11 protein-coding genes and 1 other annotated feature (1 of these 12 only partly in view) are annotated in these 18,684 nt (G+C 43.8%); of the genes, 6 read left to right on the forward strand and 5 right to left on the reverse strand.

Translation table 11 applies throughout. The features are described 5' to 3' along the window. Window positions 1-185: a binding site (T-box leader), on the forward strand (it extends 47 nt beyond the left edge of the window). A gap of 53 nt (window positions 186-238) precedes the next feature. The 3 genes from leuS to ACZ9AO_RS20875 all read left to right on the forward strand — a co-directional run bounded on the left by leuS (window position 239) and on the right by ACZ9AO_RS20875 (window position 6,766). Next, window positions 239-2,653 (forward strand): leucine--tRNA ligase, encoded by a 2,415-nt coding sequence (gene leuS / locus ACZ9AO_RS20865; protein ID WP_161922125.1) that lies wholly within the window; start codon window positions 239-241, stop codon window positions 2,651-2,653. 336 nt (window positions 2,654-2,989) lie between these two features. Further along, a complete protein-coding gene (locus ACZ9AO_RS20870) occupies window positions 2,990-6,157 on the forward strand; it encodes an Ig-like domain-containing protein (RefSeq protein ID WP_476110173.1) in 3,168 nt (1,055 codons plus the stop codon). Between the two features lie 405 nt (window positions 6,158-6,562). After that, complete coding sequence (locus ACZ9AO_RS20875) at window positions 6,563-6,766, forward strand: hypothetical protein (protein ID WP_476110175.1); 204 nt, start codon at window positions 6,563-6,565, stop codon at window positions 6,764-6,766. An 892-nt stretch (window positions 6,767-7,658) separates the two neighbouring features. On the opposite strand, the gene gltC is transcribed toward ACZ9AO_RS20875, so the two are convergent. Continuing rightward, window positions 7,659-8,561: a glutamate biosynthesis transcriptional regulator GltC gene (gene gltC, locus ACZ9AO_RS20880; RefSeq protein WP_476110177.1), complete on the reverse strand. Its 903-nt coding sequence runs from the start codon at window positions 8,559-8,561 to the stop codon at window positions 7,659-7,661. A gap of 133 nt (window positions 8,562-8,694) precedes the next feature. On the opposite strand from gltC, the gene gltB reads away from it, so the two are divergent. Continuing rightward, window positions 8,695-13,245, forward strand: coding sequence for a glutamate synthase large subunit (gene gltB, locus ACZ9AO_RS20885; RefSeq protein WP_251542965.1), 4,551 nt, complete (start codon window positions 8,695-8,697; stop codon window positions 13,243-13,245). A gap of 16 nt (window positions 13,246-13,261) precedes the next feature. Next, entirely contained in the window at window positions 13,262-14,743 is a 1,482-nt protein-coding gene (gltD, locus tag ACZ9AO_RS20890; RefSeq protein ID WP_048686283.1) for a glutamate synthase small subunit, read from the forward strand. 341 nt (window positions 14,744-15,084) lie between these two features. Here the strand turns inward: gltD and ACZ9AO_RS20895 are convergent, their stop codons facing one another. The 3 genes from ACZ9AO_RS20895 to ACZ9AO_RS20905 all read right to left on the reverse strand — a co-directional run bounded on the left by ACZ9AO_RS20895 (window position 15,085) and on the right by ACZ9AO_RS20905 (window position 16,814). Continuing rightward, complete coding sequence (locus ACZ9AO_RS20895; protein WP_251542971.1) at window positions 15,085-15,648, reverse strand: MEDS domain-containing protein; 564 nt, start codon at window positions 15,646-15,648, stop codon at window positions 15,085-15,087. Between the two features lie 122 nt (window positions 15,649-15,770). Continuing rightward, the gene (locus ACZ9AO_RS20900) at window positions 15,771-16,406 is read right to left on the reverse strand and encodes a FusB/FusC family EF-G-binding protein (protein WP_476110180.1); all 636 of its coding nucleotides are present in this window, start codon (window positions 16,404-16,406) and stop codon (window positions 15,771-15,773) included. Window positions 16,407-16,550: 144 nt separating this feature from the next. After that, window positions 16,551-16,814 carry a CD3324 family protein gene (locus tag ACZ9AO_RS20905; RefSeq protein ID WP_034310602.1) on the reverse strand — a complete coding sequence of 88 codons (264 nt, stop codon included), beginning with the start codon at window positions 16,812-16,814 and terminating at the stop codon, window positions 16,551-16,553. A gap of 358 nt (window positions 16,815-17,172) precedes the next feature. Between ACZ9AO_RS20905 and ACZ9AO_RS20910 the strand changes: the two genes are divergently transcribed. Next, on the forward strand, window positions 17,173-17,817 hold the full coding sequence (locus tag ACZ9AO_RS20910; protein WP_476110183.1) for an SDR family oxidoreductase: 645 nt from the start codon (window positions 17,173-17,175) through the stop codon (window positions 17,815-17,817). A 36-nt stretch (window positions 17,818-17,853) separates the two neighbouring features. Here the strand turns inward: ACZ9AO_RS20910 and ACZ9AO_RS20915 are convergent, their stop codons facing one another. Beyond that, on the reverse strand, window positions 17,854-18,420 hold the full coding sequence (locus ACZ9AO_RS20915; RefSeq protein ID WP_034310605.1) for a sugar O-acetyltransferase: 567 nt from the start codon (window positions 18,418-18,420) through the stop codon (window positions 17,854-17,856). Window positions 18,421-18,684 lie beyond the last annotated feature (264 nt).

Genomic DNA, 18,684 nt, shown 5'->3' on the forward strand with positions numbered 1-18,684 from the left:
GTTGACGGATGGTGCAAGTCAACCTGGGACGGTCGCGAACTCGCCTTGGAGTCCCGGGTGTGAATTAATAAGTAATGCCTGGCGTTTTAATCCATGTTACGGATGTTTTTAAGCTGGGCGGATTTTAGCTATCGCCAATGTGGGTGGTACCGCGGGAAGATATACATAATCCTCTCGTCCCTATTTTGGGATGAGGGGTTTTTTATTGTTTTTTATACGGAAATTAGGAGGAAATCATATGAGTTTTGACCATAGAAGCATAGAAACGAAATGGCAAAAGTATTGGGAAGGCAATAAGACATTCAAAACGGGTGAAGAAAGCGGCAAACGCAAATTCTACGCGCTGGATATGTTCCCATATCCTTCAGGGGCTGGTCTTCATGTGGGGCACCCGGAAGGTTATACGGCAAGCGACATCCTGGCACGGATGAAACGGGCACAGGGGTATAATGTATTGCATCCGATCGGCTGGGACGCTTTTGGACTTCCGGCAGAGCAATATGCGATCGATACGGGAAATGATCCAGCTGAATTCACGGAGCACAACATCAATACGTTCCGCCGCCAAATCAAAGCCCTTGGTTTTTCTTATGACTGGGATCGTGAAATAAACACGACAGATCCCGACTATTACAAATGGACGCAATGGATCTTTTTGAAATTATATGAAAAGGGCCTTGCCTATATTGATGAAGTGGCCGTTAACTGGTGTCCTGCACTTGGCACGGTATTGGCGAATGAAGAAGTCATCGATGGGAAAAGTGAGCGTGGAGGCCATCCTGTTGAGCGCCGCCCAATGAAACAGTGGATGCTTCGCATCACGGCGTATGCTGATCGTTTAATCGACGATCTTAATGATGTGGATTGGCCGGAAAACATCAAGGATATGCAGCGTAACTGGATTGGCCGTTCCGAGGGAGCGGAGGTTACATTCAATATCGATGGCTTTGATGAAACATTCACGGTGTTCACGACTCGTCCGGATACGTTATTCGGTGCAACATATGCCGTATTGGCACCTGAACATCCGTTTGTCGATAAAATTACGACGGCTGATCAAAGTGCGGCAGTTGAAGCCTATTTAGATGAAGTGAAACATAAAAGTGACTTGGAAAGAACAGACTTGGCAAAGGATAAATCAGGCGTGTTCACGGGGGCTTATGCGATTAACCCGGTAAACGGCGAAAAAATGCCGATCTGGATTGCCGATTATGTGTTGATCAGCTACGGAACAGGAGCAATCATGGCCGTTCCTGCCCATGATGAGCGAGATTATGAATTCGCAGTAAAGTTCGACTTGCCGATCAAGGAAGTCGTAGCTGGCGGAGACGTGACAAGTGAAGCATATACAGGCGATGGACTTCATGTGAATTCGGAATTCCTTGATGGGTTGAATAAGGAAGAAGCCATTTCGACAATGATCAAATGGCTGGAAGAAAAAGAAATCGGCACGAAGAAAATAACATACCGCCTTCGCGACTGGTTATTCAGCCGTCAGCGTTACTGGGGTGAACCGATTCCAATCATCCATTGGGAAGACGGCACGATGTCTCCAGTGAAGGAAGAAGAACTTCCATTGATTTTACCGAAAACTACGGACATCAAGCCTTCGGGTACAGGCGAATCACCTCTTGCGAACATATCGGAATGGGTGAATGTAACGGATGAAAACGGACGAAAAGGACGCCGTGAGACGAATACGATGCCACAGTGGGCAGGAAGCAGCTGGTACTTCCTTCGTTATATCGATCCGGATAACAAAGAAGCACTTGCCGATCCTGAAAAATTAAAAGAATGGATGCCGGTCGACATTTATATTGGCGGCGCTGAGCATGCGGTGCTTCACTTGCTTTACGCTCGTTTCTGGCATAAATTCCTGTACGATATCGGTGTCGTGCCAACGAAGGAACCTTTCCAGAACCTATTTAACCAAGGAATGATCCTTGGTGAGAATAATGAAAAAATGAGTAAATCCAAAGGGAACGTCGTGAATCCGGATGATATCGTGGAAAGCCATGGTGCCGATACACTTCGCATGTACGAAATGTTCATGGGGCCATTGGATGCTTCGATTGCCTGGTCCACAAACGGATTGGACGGTTCTCGCAGATTCCTTGACCGTATCTGGCGTTTATTAGTCAACGATGACGGGACGATCACAGATAAGATGACAGAGACGGATGACACGGGCAAGCTCGAAAAAGTCTATCATCAAACGGTTAAAAAAGTGACCGAGAACTATGAGGAATTGAAATTCAATACGGCGATTTCACAATTGATGGTATTCATTAATGATGCTTATAAAGCGGATTCGCTTCCTAAGGTGTATATCGAAGGCTTCGTAAAGCTGCTTGCACCAGTGGCACCGCATATCGCCGAGGAGCTTTGGTCTAAACTGGGCCATTCCGAGAGTATCACGTACGGAACATGGCCGGCTTTCGACGAAGCGAAGTTAGTGGATAACGAAGTCGAAATCGTCATCCAAATCAACGGAAAAGTCAAAGCGAAATTAATGGTGCCGACTGACACTACGAGAGAAAAACTGGAAGAAATCGCGATGGGTGATGATTCTATCAAAGAACAAATCGATGGGAAAACCGTTCGTAAAGTGATTGCCGTACCAGGTAAATTAGTCAATATCGTCGCAAACTAAATAAAAATGATTGGAAGCTGTCCCGCATATTTTTACTGCTGGGACAGCTTTTTTTCGTGGCAGTGGCTGACCATGGGAAAAAGGTCATGTTAGGATACTCACCGATTTGACTCTATTAGCGATCAATCTGCCAAATGGACATCTACTATCGTCATGAGAGGAAATCGGAACGTAAATAACTCGCTTAATTGGTTCATGCGAATCATTTTTCAACTCTTTGGCCAAATAAATCAAGCATTTGACATAAAAAAGGGAAAAAATTGGTTGATAAAATTTTACAGTGTGATAGTTTGGTATAGTACTGTATTTTTTTAACCAATTATTGGAGGGAAAACCGTGAAATTTAAGAATGTGAGTCGAATTACGGCGTTTGCACTAATTTTTGCACTGATTTTCAGCTTGATGGTTCCATTGAATTCTCAAGCAGCAGCTACAGCACCCATTGAAAATGTAAAAACGATTAAAAATGGGGACACTCTGGACGGAAAGTTTGAAAAACCGGATGTTCAATGGTACCAAATCAGTCCCACAACAGAAGAAGTACAAAAGTTCTCCCATATTGAGTTCGAAGTCAATTCGGACAAAATCTTGAATATCTCCGTATATCAAGATAAAGAAAAAGCAGAAAAAGATGAGAGCAATTATATTGTCTCTTCTTATCCTGATGAAAAAGCTGTAGTCGATTTCCCATATGCTTGGGAAGGCACATATTATGTTAAAGTTGAATATTTCGGCGATACGGATGATGAGGGAAATCCCATTCCGGATGCGGAAAATGTAGCTGAATACTCCATCAATGCGCATTCAGTGACATTGCCGCCATCTGCCGGGGACGAAGGGGAGGAGCTTGAATCTTGCCCGGTTGAAGTGAGTGTAAACGATAAGAAAACGGGAGAATCCATGTTGAAAACACTCCGCGTGTTTAGAGATGAAGTTCTCACGAAGTCGTCTGAGGGACGTACCCTTTCCTCTTTATACTATAAAGCTTCGCCATTCCTGGCCCTTCATCTGGCTGGTAATAAAACGGCAAGGGAAGCCGTTTATAATCACTTAGTCGAGATTAAGCCTCTTATCGAGGATCTTAATGAAAATGGAGCAAGCAGTACGGCAGTCATTAGCAACAAGCAGCAAGAAGCGATCAAGGCCTTATTCAAAAAGTCGGTAGATGTTGCTCCGGCCGGATTGAAAAAGGATATGGACGCCATTGCAAAGAAAATCAATCTTGATAAGCTTGCAGGTGAGAGGATCGTCGATATCGCAAGCAAAGCGGGAGTCGAACTTCCTGCTTCGAAAAATGTAAAGAACAAATATATCGTCAAACTTAAACCTGGGAAGTCATTAAGCGCTGTCCAATCCAAGATAAGCGGAAAAGGATATGGAACATTATCGGCACCTAAGCAACAAGAGGTTCTGTATGATGATATGTATGTCGTCGAGTTAAAGAACCAAGCTAAAATGAGCACAGCAGCTCTATCCGGTATCGAAAAACTTCCAGAAGTGGAATATATCGAAGCGGTAAAAACGTACAAAGCACTTTCTGCCGACATTCAATCTCCGTATCAATGGTCTTTGAATAACGCCGGCGGGGAAGAAGGCGTAAAGGGAGCGGACATCGATAACGAAAAACTGCAGAACCTTATTAAGAAACGCAATTTAAAAGATACGTTGGTAGCGGTTATCGACACAGGTGTCGATGATTCACTTGCGGATCTACAGAGTGTCGTTGAAATGGAGTCAGGTAAGAATTTCATCGATAAGAAAGAAAAAGCAATAGATGACAATGGCCATGGTACACATGTATCCGGAATCATCGCTGCCAAAGCAGATAACGGTTATTCCATGCAAGGAATCAATCCGGCAGCTAAAATCATGCCTGTGAAGGTCTTGGACTCTTCAGGATTTGGAGACAATGAGAAAATTGCGCTAGGCATTAAATATGCCGTGGATCATGGTGCAAAGGTCATAAACCTTAGCTTGGGCGGAGAATATAGCAGGACGATCGAATATGCCTTGAAACATGCCGCTGCCAAGAATGTAATGGTTGTCGTGGCAAGCGGTAATGATGGGATGGAAGGTCTTTCTTATCCTGCATCATCAAAATACGCCATATCCGTCGGTGCAACCAATGCCCTTGATTTAGTATCCGATTATTCCAATTATGGATCGAAGTTGGACATGGTCGCACCAGGGACAGCCATCCCAAGCCTTGTGCCTAACGGGAATGTTACTTACATGGATGGTACATCAATGGCAGCTCCCCATGTTGCGGCAGCCACAGCCTTATTATTATCCGGAAACCCTGGGTTGAAAGTGAATGAAGTAAGGGAAATCCTTCATGAGACATCGGAATATGTCGCTTTTGAAGAAGAAGATAATGTAGACCCTTATGAGGACTATGTACCGGAAGATGGCGAAATCATCATACCGGAAGAAGAACTTCCTGTCGGAAAAGATTTAGTCTCTGGATACGGAAGATTGAATGCGTACAGTGCACTTAGTGCAGTGGACTTGAATGCTAAAGTCAATCTTGTGATGGATACGCAAACAAAACTGACTGGTTCAGCTAAAAAAGGGTCAGTGATCGAAGTGAAAAGCGGAAGCAAAACGCTCGGTAAAGGAACGGCGTCAGCCAACGGAACGTTCAGCGTTACGATTCCGGTCCAAAAGGCTGCACAGCTGCTTACTGTGAATATCTCTGATTCTTCCAAACTAGCAGTATCTTCAATCAAAGTATTCGTGAATAAGGGTGCAACCCCTAACAAGCCAACTGTCAAAGCTTTAAGTGACAAAGATACGTATGTAACGGGTCAATCGCAAGCGGACATGAAAATCTCTATCAAAAATAGTGCCAAAAAAGTGATTGGTTCAGGTAACACGGACAGCAAAGGGAATTTCAAAGTGAAAATCAGCAAGCAAAAGGCCGGAACTACACTTTCAGTCACGGCTACAGACTTAGCAAAACGTGAAAGCAAGGCGGCAACCGTGACGGTTCTCGATAAAACCGCCCCAGATGCACCGAAAGTGAATGAAGTAAGCGATAAAGCTACTTCAGTAACTGGTAAAGCGGAAATCGGTTCAACCGTTACCGTGAAGCACAGCAATAAAAACATCGGAACGGCAAAAACTGATAGTAAGGGGAACTTCTCCATTAAAATCAGCAAGAAAAAAGCAGGCTCCGCATTATACGTCTCAGCAAAAGACAAAGCGGGCAATACAGGAAAAGCAGCAAAAGTAACGGTTAAAGATAAAACCGCTCCAGGTACACCGAAAGTGAATGAAGTAAACGATAAAGCAACAAAAGTAACTGGTAAAGCGGAAATCGGTTCAACCGTTACCGTGAAGTACAGCAATAAAAACATCGGAACGGCAAAAGCTGATAGTAAGGGGAACTTCTCCATTAAAATCAGCAAGAAAAAAGCAGGGTCCGCATTATATGTTTCAGCAAAAGACAAAGCGGGCAATACAGGAAAAGCAGCAAAAGTAACCGTTAAAAAATCTAAATAAATAGTAGGTGAAGGCCGTTTAACTACATGTTAAACGGCCTTTTTTTGTGAGCGCGGTGTTTTTGCTATGAGCGTGCCTTTTCCGAGCTGTGATGCTAGAAAATGATTTGTCATGTGCATTTTCTTCATGATGTCAGATTTGGCATGTCCCATTTTAATTATGAAACTTCACATACTCGCCGTTCATATATCATTAATCTGTTCAAAAATAAATTTCAGGAGAAAATATGATGAAAAAAGGAAAAGGAAGTGTAATAGCATTAGGACTATTTTAGCTCATCGGGTTAGGGACGCTTTCAGTTGAGGCTGGGAATGAGAATTCGGTATATTCCTTTAAGATTAAGAAAGAGCAAGGCAACGAATATACACGTACAAAGTATCGCCAAACGACTACGGAACGGAATACATGGATCGAGTGTTTGTCGATATAAAAGATGAAACGCAAACCGAAAGCTTGCAAACGATTCAATGGGATATTGACGAAAAAGTGAAAAAGCCAATCGTGATCGAACTGAAAAAGGGCTATAACGTATATATCGATAAAACGGGAAAAGATGGTTACATATCGAATGAAGGTGATCTGGTATTGGAGAGAAATAATGAGGACTGAGTAATTTAAGGTGATTTAATACCAGCTTAATTGAGTGATAAGTTTTCTTAGTTTCAAATTCCATGATCGTTTCTTAAAATGATAATATTTATTAACTTCCGAAATGATAAGGAATCAAGCGCAAAAGCGGATTCCTTATTTCAAATGTATATACCGAGGGCGGGATTTTCGAGGGTCCATATATCCACCGGTTATTTGATGTCCGAGAGAGCTCGCAATGACTACTGCTGCAAAGAGGAGGATGATTTTCTTCAAATTAATGATCTTCTTTCCGTTTTATTATTTTTAAAGATTACACCCAAATACCTCTTCCTTCAACCCCTTTTTAAAATGTAGAAAAATTTACTACCATCCTATAACTTGGACTTACTCATCTATCAAATGAGCAAAATCGGTCATCCAATGGTTTTTTCATCATCAACCATTAGATGACAACCCTTTTTTGATTCTTCATTAATTTCTCAAATTCATAGAGTTTAACGTTCAGCTTTTCAATAGTATCGTGCTAAAACAAACTTGTCCCTGCATTTGTCAGCTCATTTAGTAAATTCACTTCTTAGAAGGTAGACTATATCGTATTCCTTCAACTCGTCCATATGTCCTTCCATATCACCATAAAAATCAGTGGAAAGTGAACGTATGCCTTCCTGATTGCTTGAATAACAAATGCTCGCCAATACTGGCTTGTTATCTTTCTTTATAACGATTTTATAAGCTCGAGTGTTTCATGCCAAGCAAGATGTGAATGGGTGGGTTGCATGTAAATTCCTCCTGAACGAATAATCTTGATACATTATTCGTTCAGTGGGCTATAGGTAGGTTGTCTAGTGAAATATTTATGGGAAGATCTGTCCCATCTTCAATTTCCATTAATAGTTTGGAAGGCCATGTTTTATTGATATTGTTCGAGAACAGAGAAGAACTTTTTGGCAAATTGGTAAAAAAGTTCTTCTGATGGAGCCAAGTCCCTGTTTTTAGGAGTGATGATGCCGACCGTCCGTTTGACTTCGGGTGTGTCGATCGGGATCTTGACAGTGAGTCTTGGAATGACTTCATAAAAGGTACTGTCAGGGAGCAGACTGACTCCGATTCCGGCAGAAACGAGCCCTTTTATGGAATCCATGTCTTCACCTTCCGAGGCGATGTTCGGTGTGAAACCGGCTGCTTTGCACGCTTCGAGAGCGATAGTGTGAAAGATATAACCTTTTGGAAACAAGACGAAGGGATCATTTCTTAAATCACTTAGGCGCACACTCTTCCTATCAGCCAATGGGTGAGTGATTGGCAGTAAAGCGGATATGTTTTCCGTGAATAGGATATGACCTTCGATATCTGGATCGTTTGTCGGGATCGGTCCAAGGAAGGCTAATCCGATTTCGCGATTTTTGACAGCTTCCTTTAAAGAGGAATAAGATCCCTGTCTTAAGTGGAAGCCGATATTCGGCTGCTCATCTTTAAAAGCGGAAATGACGGTAGGCAGTAAATGGGTGGAGAGGCTCGTCGGGAACCCGATTTTAATGCTTCCGTGTTCAGGGTCCAAAAACTCCTCAATTTGATATTTGGCATATTCAATCGCCTGTATCGCCGTTTTGGCATGGATCAAGAATATTTTACCAATTGGGGTTAACTGGATATTCCGGCCGATTTTCTCGAATAAGAGTACGCCAAGCTCATCTTCCAGTCTGGAGATTTGCCGGCTGATTGCTGATTGTGCGATATGCAGGTGTTCTGCGGCTTCTGAGACGTGTTCCCTCTCGGCGACTTCAACAAAATAACGTAATTGTCGTAGTTCCATTTATTCATCCTCCTGCCATTCATCTCAAATTGAGATGGATTCTACTAGAATTATATATTGTTTATATCGATTTGAAAACCTAGAATAAATGTAAGTGACATAACGGTGTAAGAATACGATGGGGGCGATTAATATGACATACAATCAAATACCAAAAGCACAAGGGCTCTACCATCCTGAATTTGAACATGATGCATGTGGGATCGGTTTATACGCTCATTTAAAAGGGCTTGCTACACATGACATCGTCAAACAAGGACTGAATATGCTGTGCCAATTAGATCATCGCGGCGGACAAGGCAGCGATCCCCTTACAGGAGATGGCGCAGGATTAATGGTACAGATTCCTGATGAATATTTCAGGCTGGCATGCCCGGAAATGAATTTGCCGGCAAAAGGACGCTATGGTGTAGGCATGCTCTTTTTCTCTAACAATGATGATGAACGGAATGAAATCGAAGCTCGTTTGAATGCATTTATCGAACAAGAGGGCCAAACGTTATTAGGCTGGAGAACGGTTCCTGTTGATGCAACGAAAATCGGGGAGGTCGGCAAGGAGACATGTCCGACGATCCGCCAAGTATTCATCGGGGCAAGCGTAGAGATGACCGATGATTTAGCTTTTGAGCGTAAATTGTTCGTTATCAGAAAACAAGCTGAAAACTGGGCTCGGGAACGCGGCAATCGTTTTTATTTTGCCAGCCTTTCAAGTGCTACGATCGTATACAAAGGATTGTTGACGCCAGAGCAGGTGGATGCTTTTTATCTTGATCTCCAACAGGAGTCTTTCGTTTCCGCTTTCGCTTTAGTGCATTCCCGCTTCAGTACGAATACTTTTCCTAGCTGGGAACGGGCACATCCAAACCGTTACCTGATCCATAATGGTGAAATCAATACGCTTAGAGGTAATGTGAATTGGATGAAAGCGCGTGAGCAGCAGTTTGTTTCGGAAGCATTCGGGGATGACCTGCAAAAGGTCCTGCCTATTCTGGATATAGACGGCAGTGATTCCTCGATTCTTGATAATGCACTTGAATTCTTCGTGCTTGCCGGGCGTAAACCGGCACATGCGGCGATGATGCTCATTCCTGAACCGTGGACGGAAAATCCGCATATGACGAAGGAAAAGAAAGCATTTTACGAATATCATAGCATGCTCATGGAGCCATGGGATGGACCGACGGCCATATCCTTTACGAATGGCAAGCAAATCGGTGCCATCCTGGATCGAAATGGACTAAGGCCGGCAAGGTATTATGTGACAAAAGATGATTACATCATTTTCTCCTCTGAAGTCGGCGTGATCGATGTGGAGCCGGAGAATGTATTATATAAAGATCGTTTAAGCCCGGGCAGAATGCTTTTAATAGATTTAGAGGAAGGCCGTATTGTTTCCGATGAAGAGATCAAGTCGGAAATGGCACAGGAAAATCCATACCAGCAATGGCTGGACGAACAGCTTGTTCAATTAAGTGACGAAGAACCTGTGCTCGAAGGGGAGCCTTTGAGTGATTTATTATTCAGGCAAAAAGCGTTCGGATACACGTATGAAGATGTCCAAAAGTATTTACTGCCGGTCATTAACGAAGGCAAAGATCCACTGGGCAGCATGGGCAATGACATTCCGTTAGCGGTCTTATCAGATCGCCCGCAATCGCTTTTCAATTATTTCAAGCAATCTTTTGCACAGGTAACCAACCCGCCGATCGATTCGCTGCGTGAACAGATCGTCACGTCAACGATGACATTTCTCGGTGCGGAAGGAGATTTGCTGAAGCCGGATGAAACGAACAGCCGCCGCATTCAATTGGATTCACCTGTTTTGACGCCAGGTCAAATGCAGCAGTTGAAAGAAAATGCCTATCCTGAATTCAGGAGCAAAGTCATTCACACTTTATTTTCAGAAGATTTAGAGAGTGGACTCGATCGCATCTGCCGTGAAGCGGAACAAGCGATCGCTGATGGTGTCAGCCTTTTGATATTATCTGACAAGGATATGAGCAAAGAAAAAGCTGCGATTCCTTCCCTGCTGGCTGCGAGCGCCCTTCATCAAGAGCTGATCCGCCATGGTAACCGTACGAAGGTGAGCATTATCGTTGAATCGGGGGAAGCAAGGGAAGTCCATCATTATGCATCCCTAATCGGGTATGGAGTGGATGCGATTTACCCGTATCTTGCTTATGAAACATATAAGCAGGCGGTATTGGAAGGCAGTTTGGCCACCAGCTACGAAGAAACGGTAAGGAAATATGTAAGCTCTGTGACAGAAGGCATCGTAAAAGTGATGTCGAAAATGGGGATTTCAACGATTCAAAGTTATCGCGGCGCACAAATTTTCGAAGCGGTCGGAATCGGTGCTGATGTGATCGAACGCTATTTCAGCGGTACGGCATCGCAGCTTAGTGGGATCGATTTGGTAACGATCGCAGATGAAGCGTTGATTCGCCATAGGAAAGCTGCAGCCGATTCCCTTGATGAAACGCTTGAAAGCGGAAGTGACTTTCAATGGAGAAAAACAGGGGAACATCATGCTTTCAATCCTAAAACGATCCATACATTGCAATGGGCGTGCCGGAAAGGCGATTATAATTTATTTAAGCAATATTCAAACTTGGCGAATGAAGAGAGACTCGGGTTTTTACGGAATTTATTCTCGTTCGATCAAAAACGCCAAAGCATTTCAATAGATGAAGTGGAATCCGTGGAATCCATCGTCAGCCGATTCAAAACGGGTGCGATGTCATTCGGTTCATTGAGTCAGGAAGCACATGAAACATTAGCGATTGCGATGAACCGTTTAGGCGGAAAAAGCAATAGCGGTGAAGGCGGGGAGCACCCTAGCCGTTACCAACTTGATGAAAACGGCGATAATCGCCGCAGCGGTATTAAACAAATTGCGTCCGGCCGTTTTGGAGTGAAAAGCCATTACCTTGTTAATGCCGATGAACTTCAAATCAAAATGGCGCAAGGTGCTAAGCCGGGTGAAGGCGGCCAGCTGCCCGGAAACAAAGTATATCCTTGGGTTGCAGAGGTCCGCGGTTCCACACCGGGTGTCGGCCTGATTTCACCGCCTCCGCATCACGATATCTATTCGATTGAAGATTTGGCACAGCTGATCCATGATTTGAAAAATGCGAACCGTGATGCCAGGATCAGCGTCAAGCTTGTGTCAAAAGCAGGCGTAGGCACGATTGCAGCCGGCGTGGCCAAAGGAGCCGCAGATGTCATCGTTATCAGCGGGTACGATGGCGGTACGGGTGCATCACCAAAAACGAGTATCAAACATACTGGTCTTCCTTGGGAGCTAGGTCTTGCCGAAGCACACCAAACATTGATGCTGAATGGCCTGCGCAGCCGTGTTGTCCTTGAAACGGATGGGAAGTTAATGACGGGACGCGATGTGGTCATGGCAGCTATCCTTGGAGCGGAAGAATTCGGCTTTGCTACAGCACCGCTTGTGGTCCTAGGCTGTGTCATGATGCGTGCTTGCCATTTGGATACATGTCCTGTCGGGGTAGCTACCCAAAACCCTGAACTTCGCAGCAAATTCACTGGAGATGCGGATCATGTCGTGAATTTCATGCGCTTCATCGCTGAGGAAGTCCGGGAAACGATGGCTGAGCTTGGCTTTAGAACACTGGAAGAGATGGTCGGCCGCACTGATGTTTTACAAGTGAGCGAGCGGGCGCAAAACCATTGGAAAGCGAAGCATCTGGACTTGACGACACTTCTTTTCCAACCGGAGGGGATTCGTACGTATCAACTTCCTCAAAACCATAAAATAGAAGAATCTTTGGATATCCGTGAGATTTTACCTGTTGTGGAGCCTGCTTTAAATGACCAAACCCAGGTGGATGTCAGCTTCCCGATTACAAACGTGAACCGTGTGGTCGGAACGATTGTCGGCAGTGAAGTATCCAAACGCTACGGTGAGGAAGGGTTGCCTGAAGATACGATCACACTTCGTTTTACAGGATCGGCGGGCCAGAGCTTTGGTGCGTTCATTCCAAAAGGGATGTCGATGTATTTGACTGGTGATGTGAATGACTATGTTGGGAAAGGCTTATCTGGTGGGAAGATCATTGTCACGGCACCTTCTGGCAATCAGATCGAGGCCGGGGACAATGTAATTGCCGGAAATATCGCCTTATATGGTGCAACAAGCGGCGAGGCCTACATTAATGGCCGTGCGGGAGAACGATTTGCCGTACGGAACAGTGGAGTCAATGTCGTCGTTGAAGGAATAGGAGACCATGGCTGTGAGTATATGACAGGCGGACGCGTGGTCATTCTGGGTGACGTCGGCAAAAACTTTGCGGCAGGCATGTCAGGCGGCATCGCTTATGTACTTGCTGATGATGCAGAAGAATTCAAGGCATTATGCAATGGTGAAATGATAGAATTCGAGACGCTTGATGATATGGGTGATGCCAACGAGGTAAAAGAAATGCTTTACAGCCACCTTCATTATACAGAAAGTGCCAAAGCATCGTATGTACTGGAGAACTGGGAGGATTTCGCCAAGAAATTCGTAAAAGTCATTCCGAAAGATTACAAACGGATGATCAAAAGCATCAATGAGCAGAAGCGTGCAGGGCTAACGGATGAAGAAGCGATCATGAGTGCATTCCAAGCAAATGCCGTTCAAGATAAAAAAATCACTAAACAAGCTGTGATGCAGTAAGAAAGGGGAGAGAAAGATGGGAAAAGCAACAGGATTTATGGATTATCCGCGAGAAAAACCAAAAGACCGGAATCCTCTCACTCGTTTAAACGACTGGAGAGAGTATACAGCTCCTTTCTCTGATGAAAAGTTAAGTACACAGGGAGCGCGGTGTATGGACTGCGCCACCCCTTTCTGCCATATGGGCATGGAATTGAACCGAGTCACTACGGGCTGTCCGATTCATAATCTTATTCCGGAGTGGAATGATTTGGTGTACCGCGGCAGATGGAAAGAAGCATTGGACCGTTTATCGAAAACGAATAATTTCCCTGAATTCACAGGGCGCGTCTGCCCGGCCCCATGTGAAGGGTCTTGTACGGTAGCGATAAGCGATCCTGCCGTTACCATCAAGAACATAGAACGGACCATCATCGATAAAGGATTTGAAAATGGCTGGATAACGCCTCGCATCCCTGAAAGCAGGACCGGCAAGAAAATTGCCATCATCGGTTCAGGACCGGCAGGATTGGCGAGTGCCGACCAGTTGAATCAAGCAGGTCATTCAGTCACGGTTTATGAGCGCTCAGACCGTGCAGGCGGGCTGTTGACATACGGAATCCCGAACATGAAACTTGAAAAGGATATCGTTGCACGCCGAATCAAATTATTGACCCAGGAAGGCATCGATTTCATTACCAATACAGAAGTAGGCAAAGATATAACAGCCGAAGAACTGAAAGATCAGTATGATGCAGTCATCCTTTGCACAGGTGCCCAAAAGCAGCGTGACCTGGTAATTGAAGGACGCGGGGCATCAGGCATTCACCTTGCAATGGATTACTTGACTACATCGACTAAAAGCCTGCTGGATTCCAATTTTGAAGACGGCAAGTTCATCGACACAAAGGGGAAGGACGTCATCGTAATCGGCGGCGGGGATACAGGAGCTGACTGTGTCGCAACTGCCCTTCGCCAGGGATGTAAGAGCGTCGTACAATTCGGGAAGCATCCGATCCTTCCGACAGCCCGTACATCTGATAATATGTGGCCAGCCTACCCGAATGTCTTTTCCCTTGATTATGCGTATGAAGAAGCGGAAGCGAAATTTGGTGCAGATCCGCGTCAATATTCAATCCAAACAAAAAAAATCGTCGCCGATGAAAATGGCAACGTAAAAGAACTGCACACAATCTCCATGGAAAAAATCAAAGGCGATGACGGAATGTACATTTTCAGGGAAGTTCCTGGAACTGAAAAAGTATGGCCTGCACAATTCGTTTTCATCGCAATCGGATTTGAAGGAACGGAAATGCCGCTCTTAACTCAATTTGGCGTAGAAACAGTCAATCAAAAAATTGATGCCGTCTATGGCGAATACAGAACGAATGTCGAAGGGGTTTTCGCTGCCGGAGATGCAAGAAGAGGGCAAAGCCTCATCGTTTGGGCAATCAATGAAGGCCGAGAAGTGGCAAGAGAAGTGGACCGCTACTTGATGGGCGCAACCGTATTGCCTTAATTTCAAAAAAAGAAGTGCCATTATGGCGCTTCTTTTTTTTCTGTGGTGGGAAATATGTGCTCACGAGTAAAGTGCTGAAACTCACGAGTAAGAGCGCAGAATTCACGAGTAAAATGGCGAAACTCACGAGTAAAAGCATGAAACTCACGAGTAAATGCCCCAAATTCACGAGTAAAGCGCTGAAACTCACGAGTGAAACGGTAAAACTCACGAGTAAAAGCTCATAACTAACAATATTCCGGCTTAAATATACAAGGAATTCACAACAAGTGGTCGGTAATCATTAAAATGCAAAGGAAAAAACACGCTTAGGGGAATCCTAAGCGTGTAAGTGTATTATTTCAAACAGATGGCAAGTATTGTTCGCAGACGATGATATCATCGTCTTTTAGAACATAAGGATGTGTTTCCAGCAAAATGGTTTTCAGGTAGTCTGGCATCCTCTCACCTTTGTACGCACAAATTAATGGAAATGACAGCAGATTTACAGCTTTGTCTACTGTTCGCTCAAATTCCTCTATGATATGCAGGGGCTCTTCCAAGGTTGCCCATTCCACATGTGCCCATGATCGGAAAGAGATTTTATTTTCAACATAGGGCTGTACCGTTTTATTAAAGTATTCTTCGATTGCAGGAGGATGATAACTGCCGCTTGAGCAATAGAAATCGAAGTTGTTCACAAAGTGAAGGAGCTCCATTTGATCTTTCGTTAACCGAGTGCTTAGTTCTTTATGAATAATGGGGTAAATACGGTCATTTTCAACAAGAATGACATAATCTCCCGCCATGATGCCATCTTGGATATAACTTAAAACTTGTTTAATGTAATTTTCCATTTCATTATAGGAATACAGCACATGAATATTTTTTTGGTCTTCGAACAACTGATTCATTTTGCTTTTCAATATATCAATCCTTCTTTCATGTATCGCTTCCATTATACTAGAATTCGATAGGCAGGACAAAATGAGAATTTTTAACAAGGACAAAAAGCAATCCTTCGCCATTGAAGGATTGCTTTTCCGTTTTATTTCAGCCGTTCGATCAGGTCGGTCATTTTATCCAAAGTGGTTATGTTCTGGTTGCATTTCATGCTGTCCAGACAAATATAATTCCCTTTTTTAATGAATGTCCCTTGGACGGTTCCTTTTGTTTCAGAAATGAACATCCCTACTTCTTCAAAGCGGCTGCATATGGCACAGATCCCTTTTTTGTTGGCAGGTTTAATGGTTCCATGCAATCCGGTGAGTTTATGATGATGGGGGGCAATGATGAATTTCTTTCCGGATCCGACATCATCCCATCCCAGGTATGAAATCTCTCTCAAATCGATGTTTTCCAACAAAGGGGTTTTTAATTTCTTTGCTTTAGGAAATAGTTTTTTTATCGTTTTTTCGGTTATTTCTTTAAATGGGATCACAAAGGGCTTCACCTGTAAGAGAAAGGCTTCGGCTTGTGCGGGATCTTTGATGGTATCCACTGGGTCCAGCAGTTGTTTTTGCTCTTCGTTCAAGTCACTGAATAAGCTTAGTACCCTTTCTTTGGCGACTGTTTTCAGGGTGTTGATCACATCCTTATCGTTGGCAGTCGCGTGTCCATTTATGAGAATTTGTGTTTGGGATTTTATGAAGTTATACTGCTCGCTCCTGATAAAAGGTTCCATTTTCTTCACTCCTGTTTCTGCAAGTGTTACCGTTTCTCTTTACTTTACATAAATTGCATTTGCTTTAAAAGGGGGAAAACGATTAAGAAACATACTCGGCATACAAATAGCACTGATATCATTATCAGTGCTACCCGTGTAATCCTATTTAGAATAAACGATTTTCTTGATGGTTTCCGCGGAGAGGAAATGTTCCTCGGCTAATTGATGGATGGAATGCCCGTCTTTGAATGCGTATTTTATAGAGGCATTTCGGTCATCGATCAATTCCCGTGATCCCGAACGGGTTCCCCATTTGTGATGGGCTTTTTCGGGTTTAGGGATATATATGGTTTCACCTTGCACATACTTTTGAATTTCAACGATCAGCTTTTCAGGTAAAACGGCCGTCGCTTTTACATACTTCATTTCTGCCAGCCCCTTATTCTTTATTAAGAATGAAATAAGGTGCAAAGCCGAATATTAGAAATGATAAGGCGGGCGATTAAATTTAGCTTAATTCAACCCCATGCAAAGTATCGCCTCCAATACTAGGCTTTGCATGAGACGCTGCAGAAGGTGGCATTAACATTCGTATTGCCATCTTTACACCTCCCCTTTGTGTTTCTGAAGAACACGTGTTGTTCTTATTATAAAATAGATTAGGGTGGTTGCCAAACTTTTTCCAATGTTAAAGCTGAATCGGCGGGCTGATTGTTTGATAATGTTCTGAGTCCATGAAATAATTTGGAGGGAAACCAAACTAACCATTATGGGAGCTGACTTTATGAAAGTATTCGTAGTTGGGGCAAATGGGCAGATCGGTAAACATCTTGTGTCTTTATTAAAAGACAGCCCGGATCATAGTGTACGGGCGATGGTTCGCAAAGAAGAACAAAGTGAGCGTTTAAAGAAAAATGGAATTGAATCCGCAGTCGTCAGTTTAACTGGATCAGTGGATGAGATTGCGAATGCGGCAAAAGGCTGCGATGCCATCGTGTTCACAGCAGGGTCCGGAGGTAGCACCGGTGCTGATCAAACGCTGTTGATTGATCTGGATGGTGCAGTCAAAACGATTGAAGCGGCAGAAAACCTGGGAATCGACCGATTCATCATGGTGAGTGCTTTTCAGGCCAATAATCGTGAAAACTGGAATGAAGCCATCAAACCGTATTATGTGGCCAAGCACTATGCGGATAGGGCATTGTTACAAAGCGATTTAAATTATACGATCATTCGGCCCGGCGGTCTGGTTAATGAACCGGGAACGGGCAAAGTGACCGCCGCCGAGGAATTGGAAAGAGGCTCGATTGCCCGTGAAGATGTGGCTCGAACGATTCTTGCTTCATTGACCGATGAAAATACCTATAAGCGTTCATTTGATTTAATATCTGGCGATGCTGCAATCGCGGAAGCCTTGAGGAAAATTTAACGTAAAACAGGGGCAGAGCCACTCAGTGGACTCTGCTTATTTAATTCCTTCGATATGCTTGATGACCTTCGCTGGGTTTCCACCGACAACAACGCCTTCAGGAACATCCTTTGTTACGACGGCCCCTGAGGCGACGACGGAATGACTCCCTATTGTAACGCCAGGATTGATGATGGCCCTTCCGCCAATCCATACATGATCACCTATCGTAACCGGTTTTCCGTATTCCACTCCAGAACTGCGTTCAAAGGGATCCAGCGGATGTGTAGCTGTATAGATATGCACTCCGGGAGCCAACATGCAGTCCCTGCCAATTTTCACTTCACAAACATCCAAAATGACACAATCAAAATTAGCATAAAAGTTTTCCCCGACAGAAATATTGTATCCATAGTCACAACGGAAAGTAGGTTCAATATATACATTTAGCCCCGTGGAACCTAAAAGCCGTTTCAGCAGTGCAGTCCGTTCATCTCCTTCGCTTTCCGTTGTCTGATTGTATAACCGGGTCAACCTTCTGGCATTTTCCCTATCTCTGATTAATTCCGGATCAGCGGCGATGTAAGGTTTCCCGCTCACCATCTTTTCTTTTTCAGTATTCATGTGTGCGCCTCCTTTTTCTTTTTTTATATAGTTTGGAAAAAAATCTGAATATTAAAACATTTTTCCTGCAAAATAAATTGCAGTACTTTTTACTCAACTTTTCTGTTGAATCTAAATGCCTCTTTAGTTTTCTTAAAAAGAAGTAAGAAAAGAAAGATTTTTCCGAATAATGAATGAAATAGCTTTGACAAACGTTCCGCCGGATTTTATAGTAAGAAGAGTTATGGATGATTCATAGTTTCATGAAGGTCCATTTTAACAGAT

The organism is Peribacillus sp. TE19612, from assembly GCF_056279465.1.

Excerpts from the sequence above, each read along its gene's own strand:
- leuS (WP_161922125.1), top strand. The coding sequence starts at position 239 with ATGAGTTTTGACCATAGAAGCATAGAAACGAAATGGCAAAAGTATTGG.
- ACZ9AO_RS20875 (WP_476110175.1), top strand. The coding sequence starts at position 6,563 with ATGGATCGAGTGTTTGTCGATATAAAAGATGAAACGCAAACCGAAAGC.
- gltC (WP_476110177.1), bottom strand. The coding sequence starts at position 8,561 with ATGGAACTACGACAATTACGTTATTTTGTTGAAGTCGCCGAGAGGGAA.
- gltB (WP_251542965.1), top strand. The coding sequence starts at position 8,695 with ATGACATACAATCAAATACCAAAAGCACAAGGGCTCTACCATCCTGAA.
- gltD (WP_048686283.1), top strand. The coding sequence starts at position 13,262 with ATGGGAAAAGCAACAGGATTTATGGATTATCCGCGAGAAAAACCAAAA.
- ACZ9AO_RS20900 (WP_476110180.1), bottom strand. The coding sequence starts at position 16,406 with ATGGAACCTTTTATCAGGAGCGAGCAGTATAACTTCATAAAATCCCAA.
- ACZ9AO_RS20905 (WP_034310602.1), bottom strand. The coding sequence starts at position 16,814 with ATGAAGTATGTAAAAGCGACGGCCGTTTTACCTGAAAAGCTGATCGTT.
- ACZ9AO_RS20910 (WP_476110183.1), top strand. The coding sequence starts at position 17,173 with ATGAAAGTATTCGTAGTTGGGGCAAATGGGCAGATCGGTAAACATCTT.
- ACZ9AO_RS20915 (WP_034310605.1), bottom strand. The coding sequence starts at position 18,420 with ATGAATACTGAAAAAGAAAAGATGGTGAGCGGGAAACCTTACATCGCC.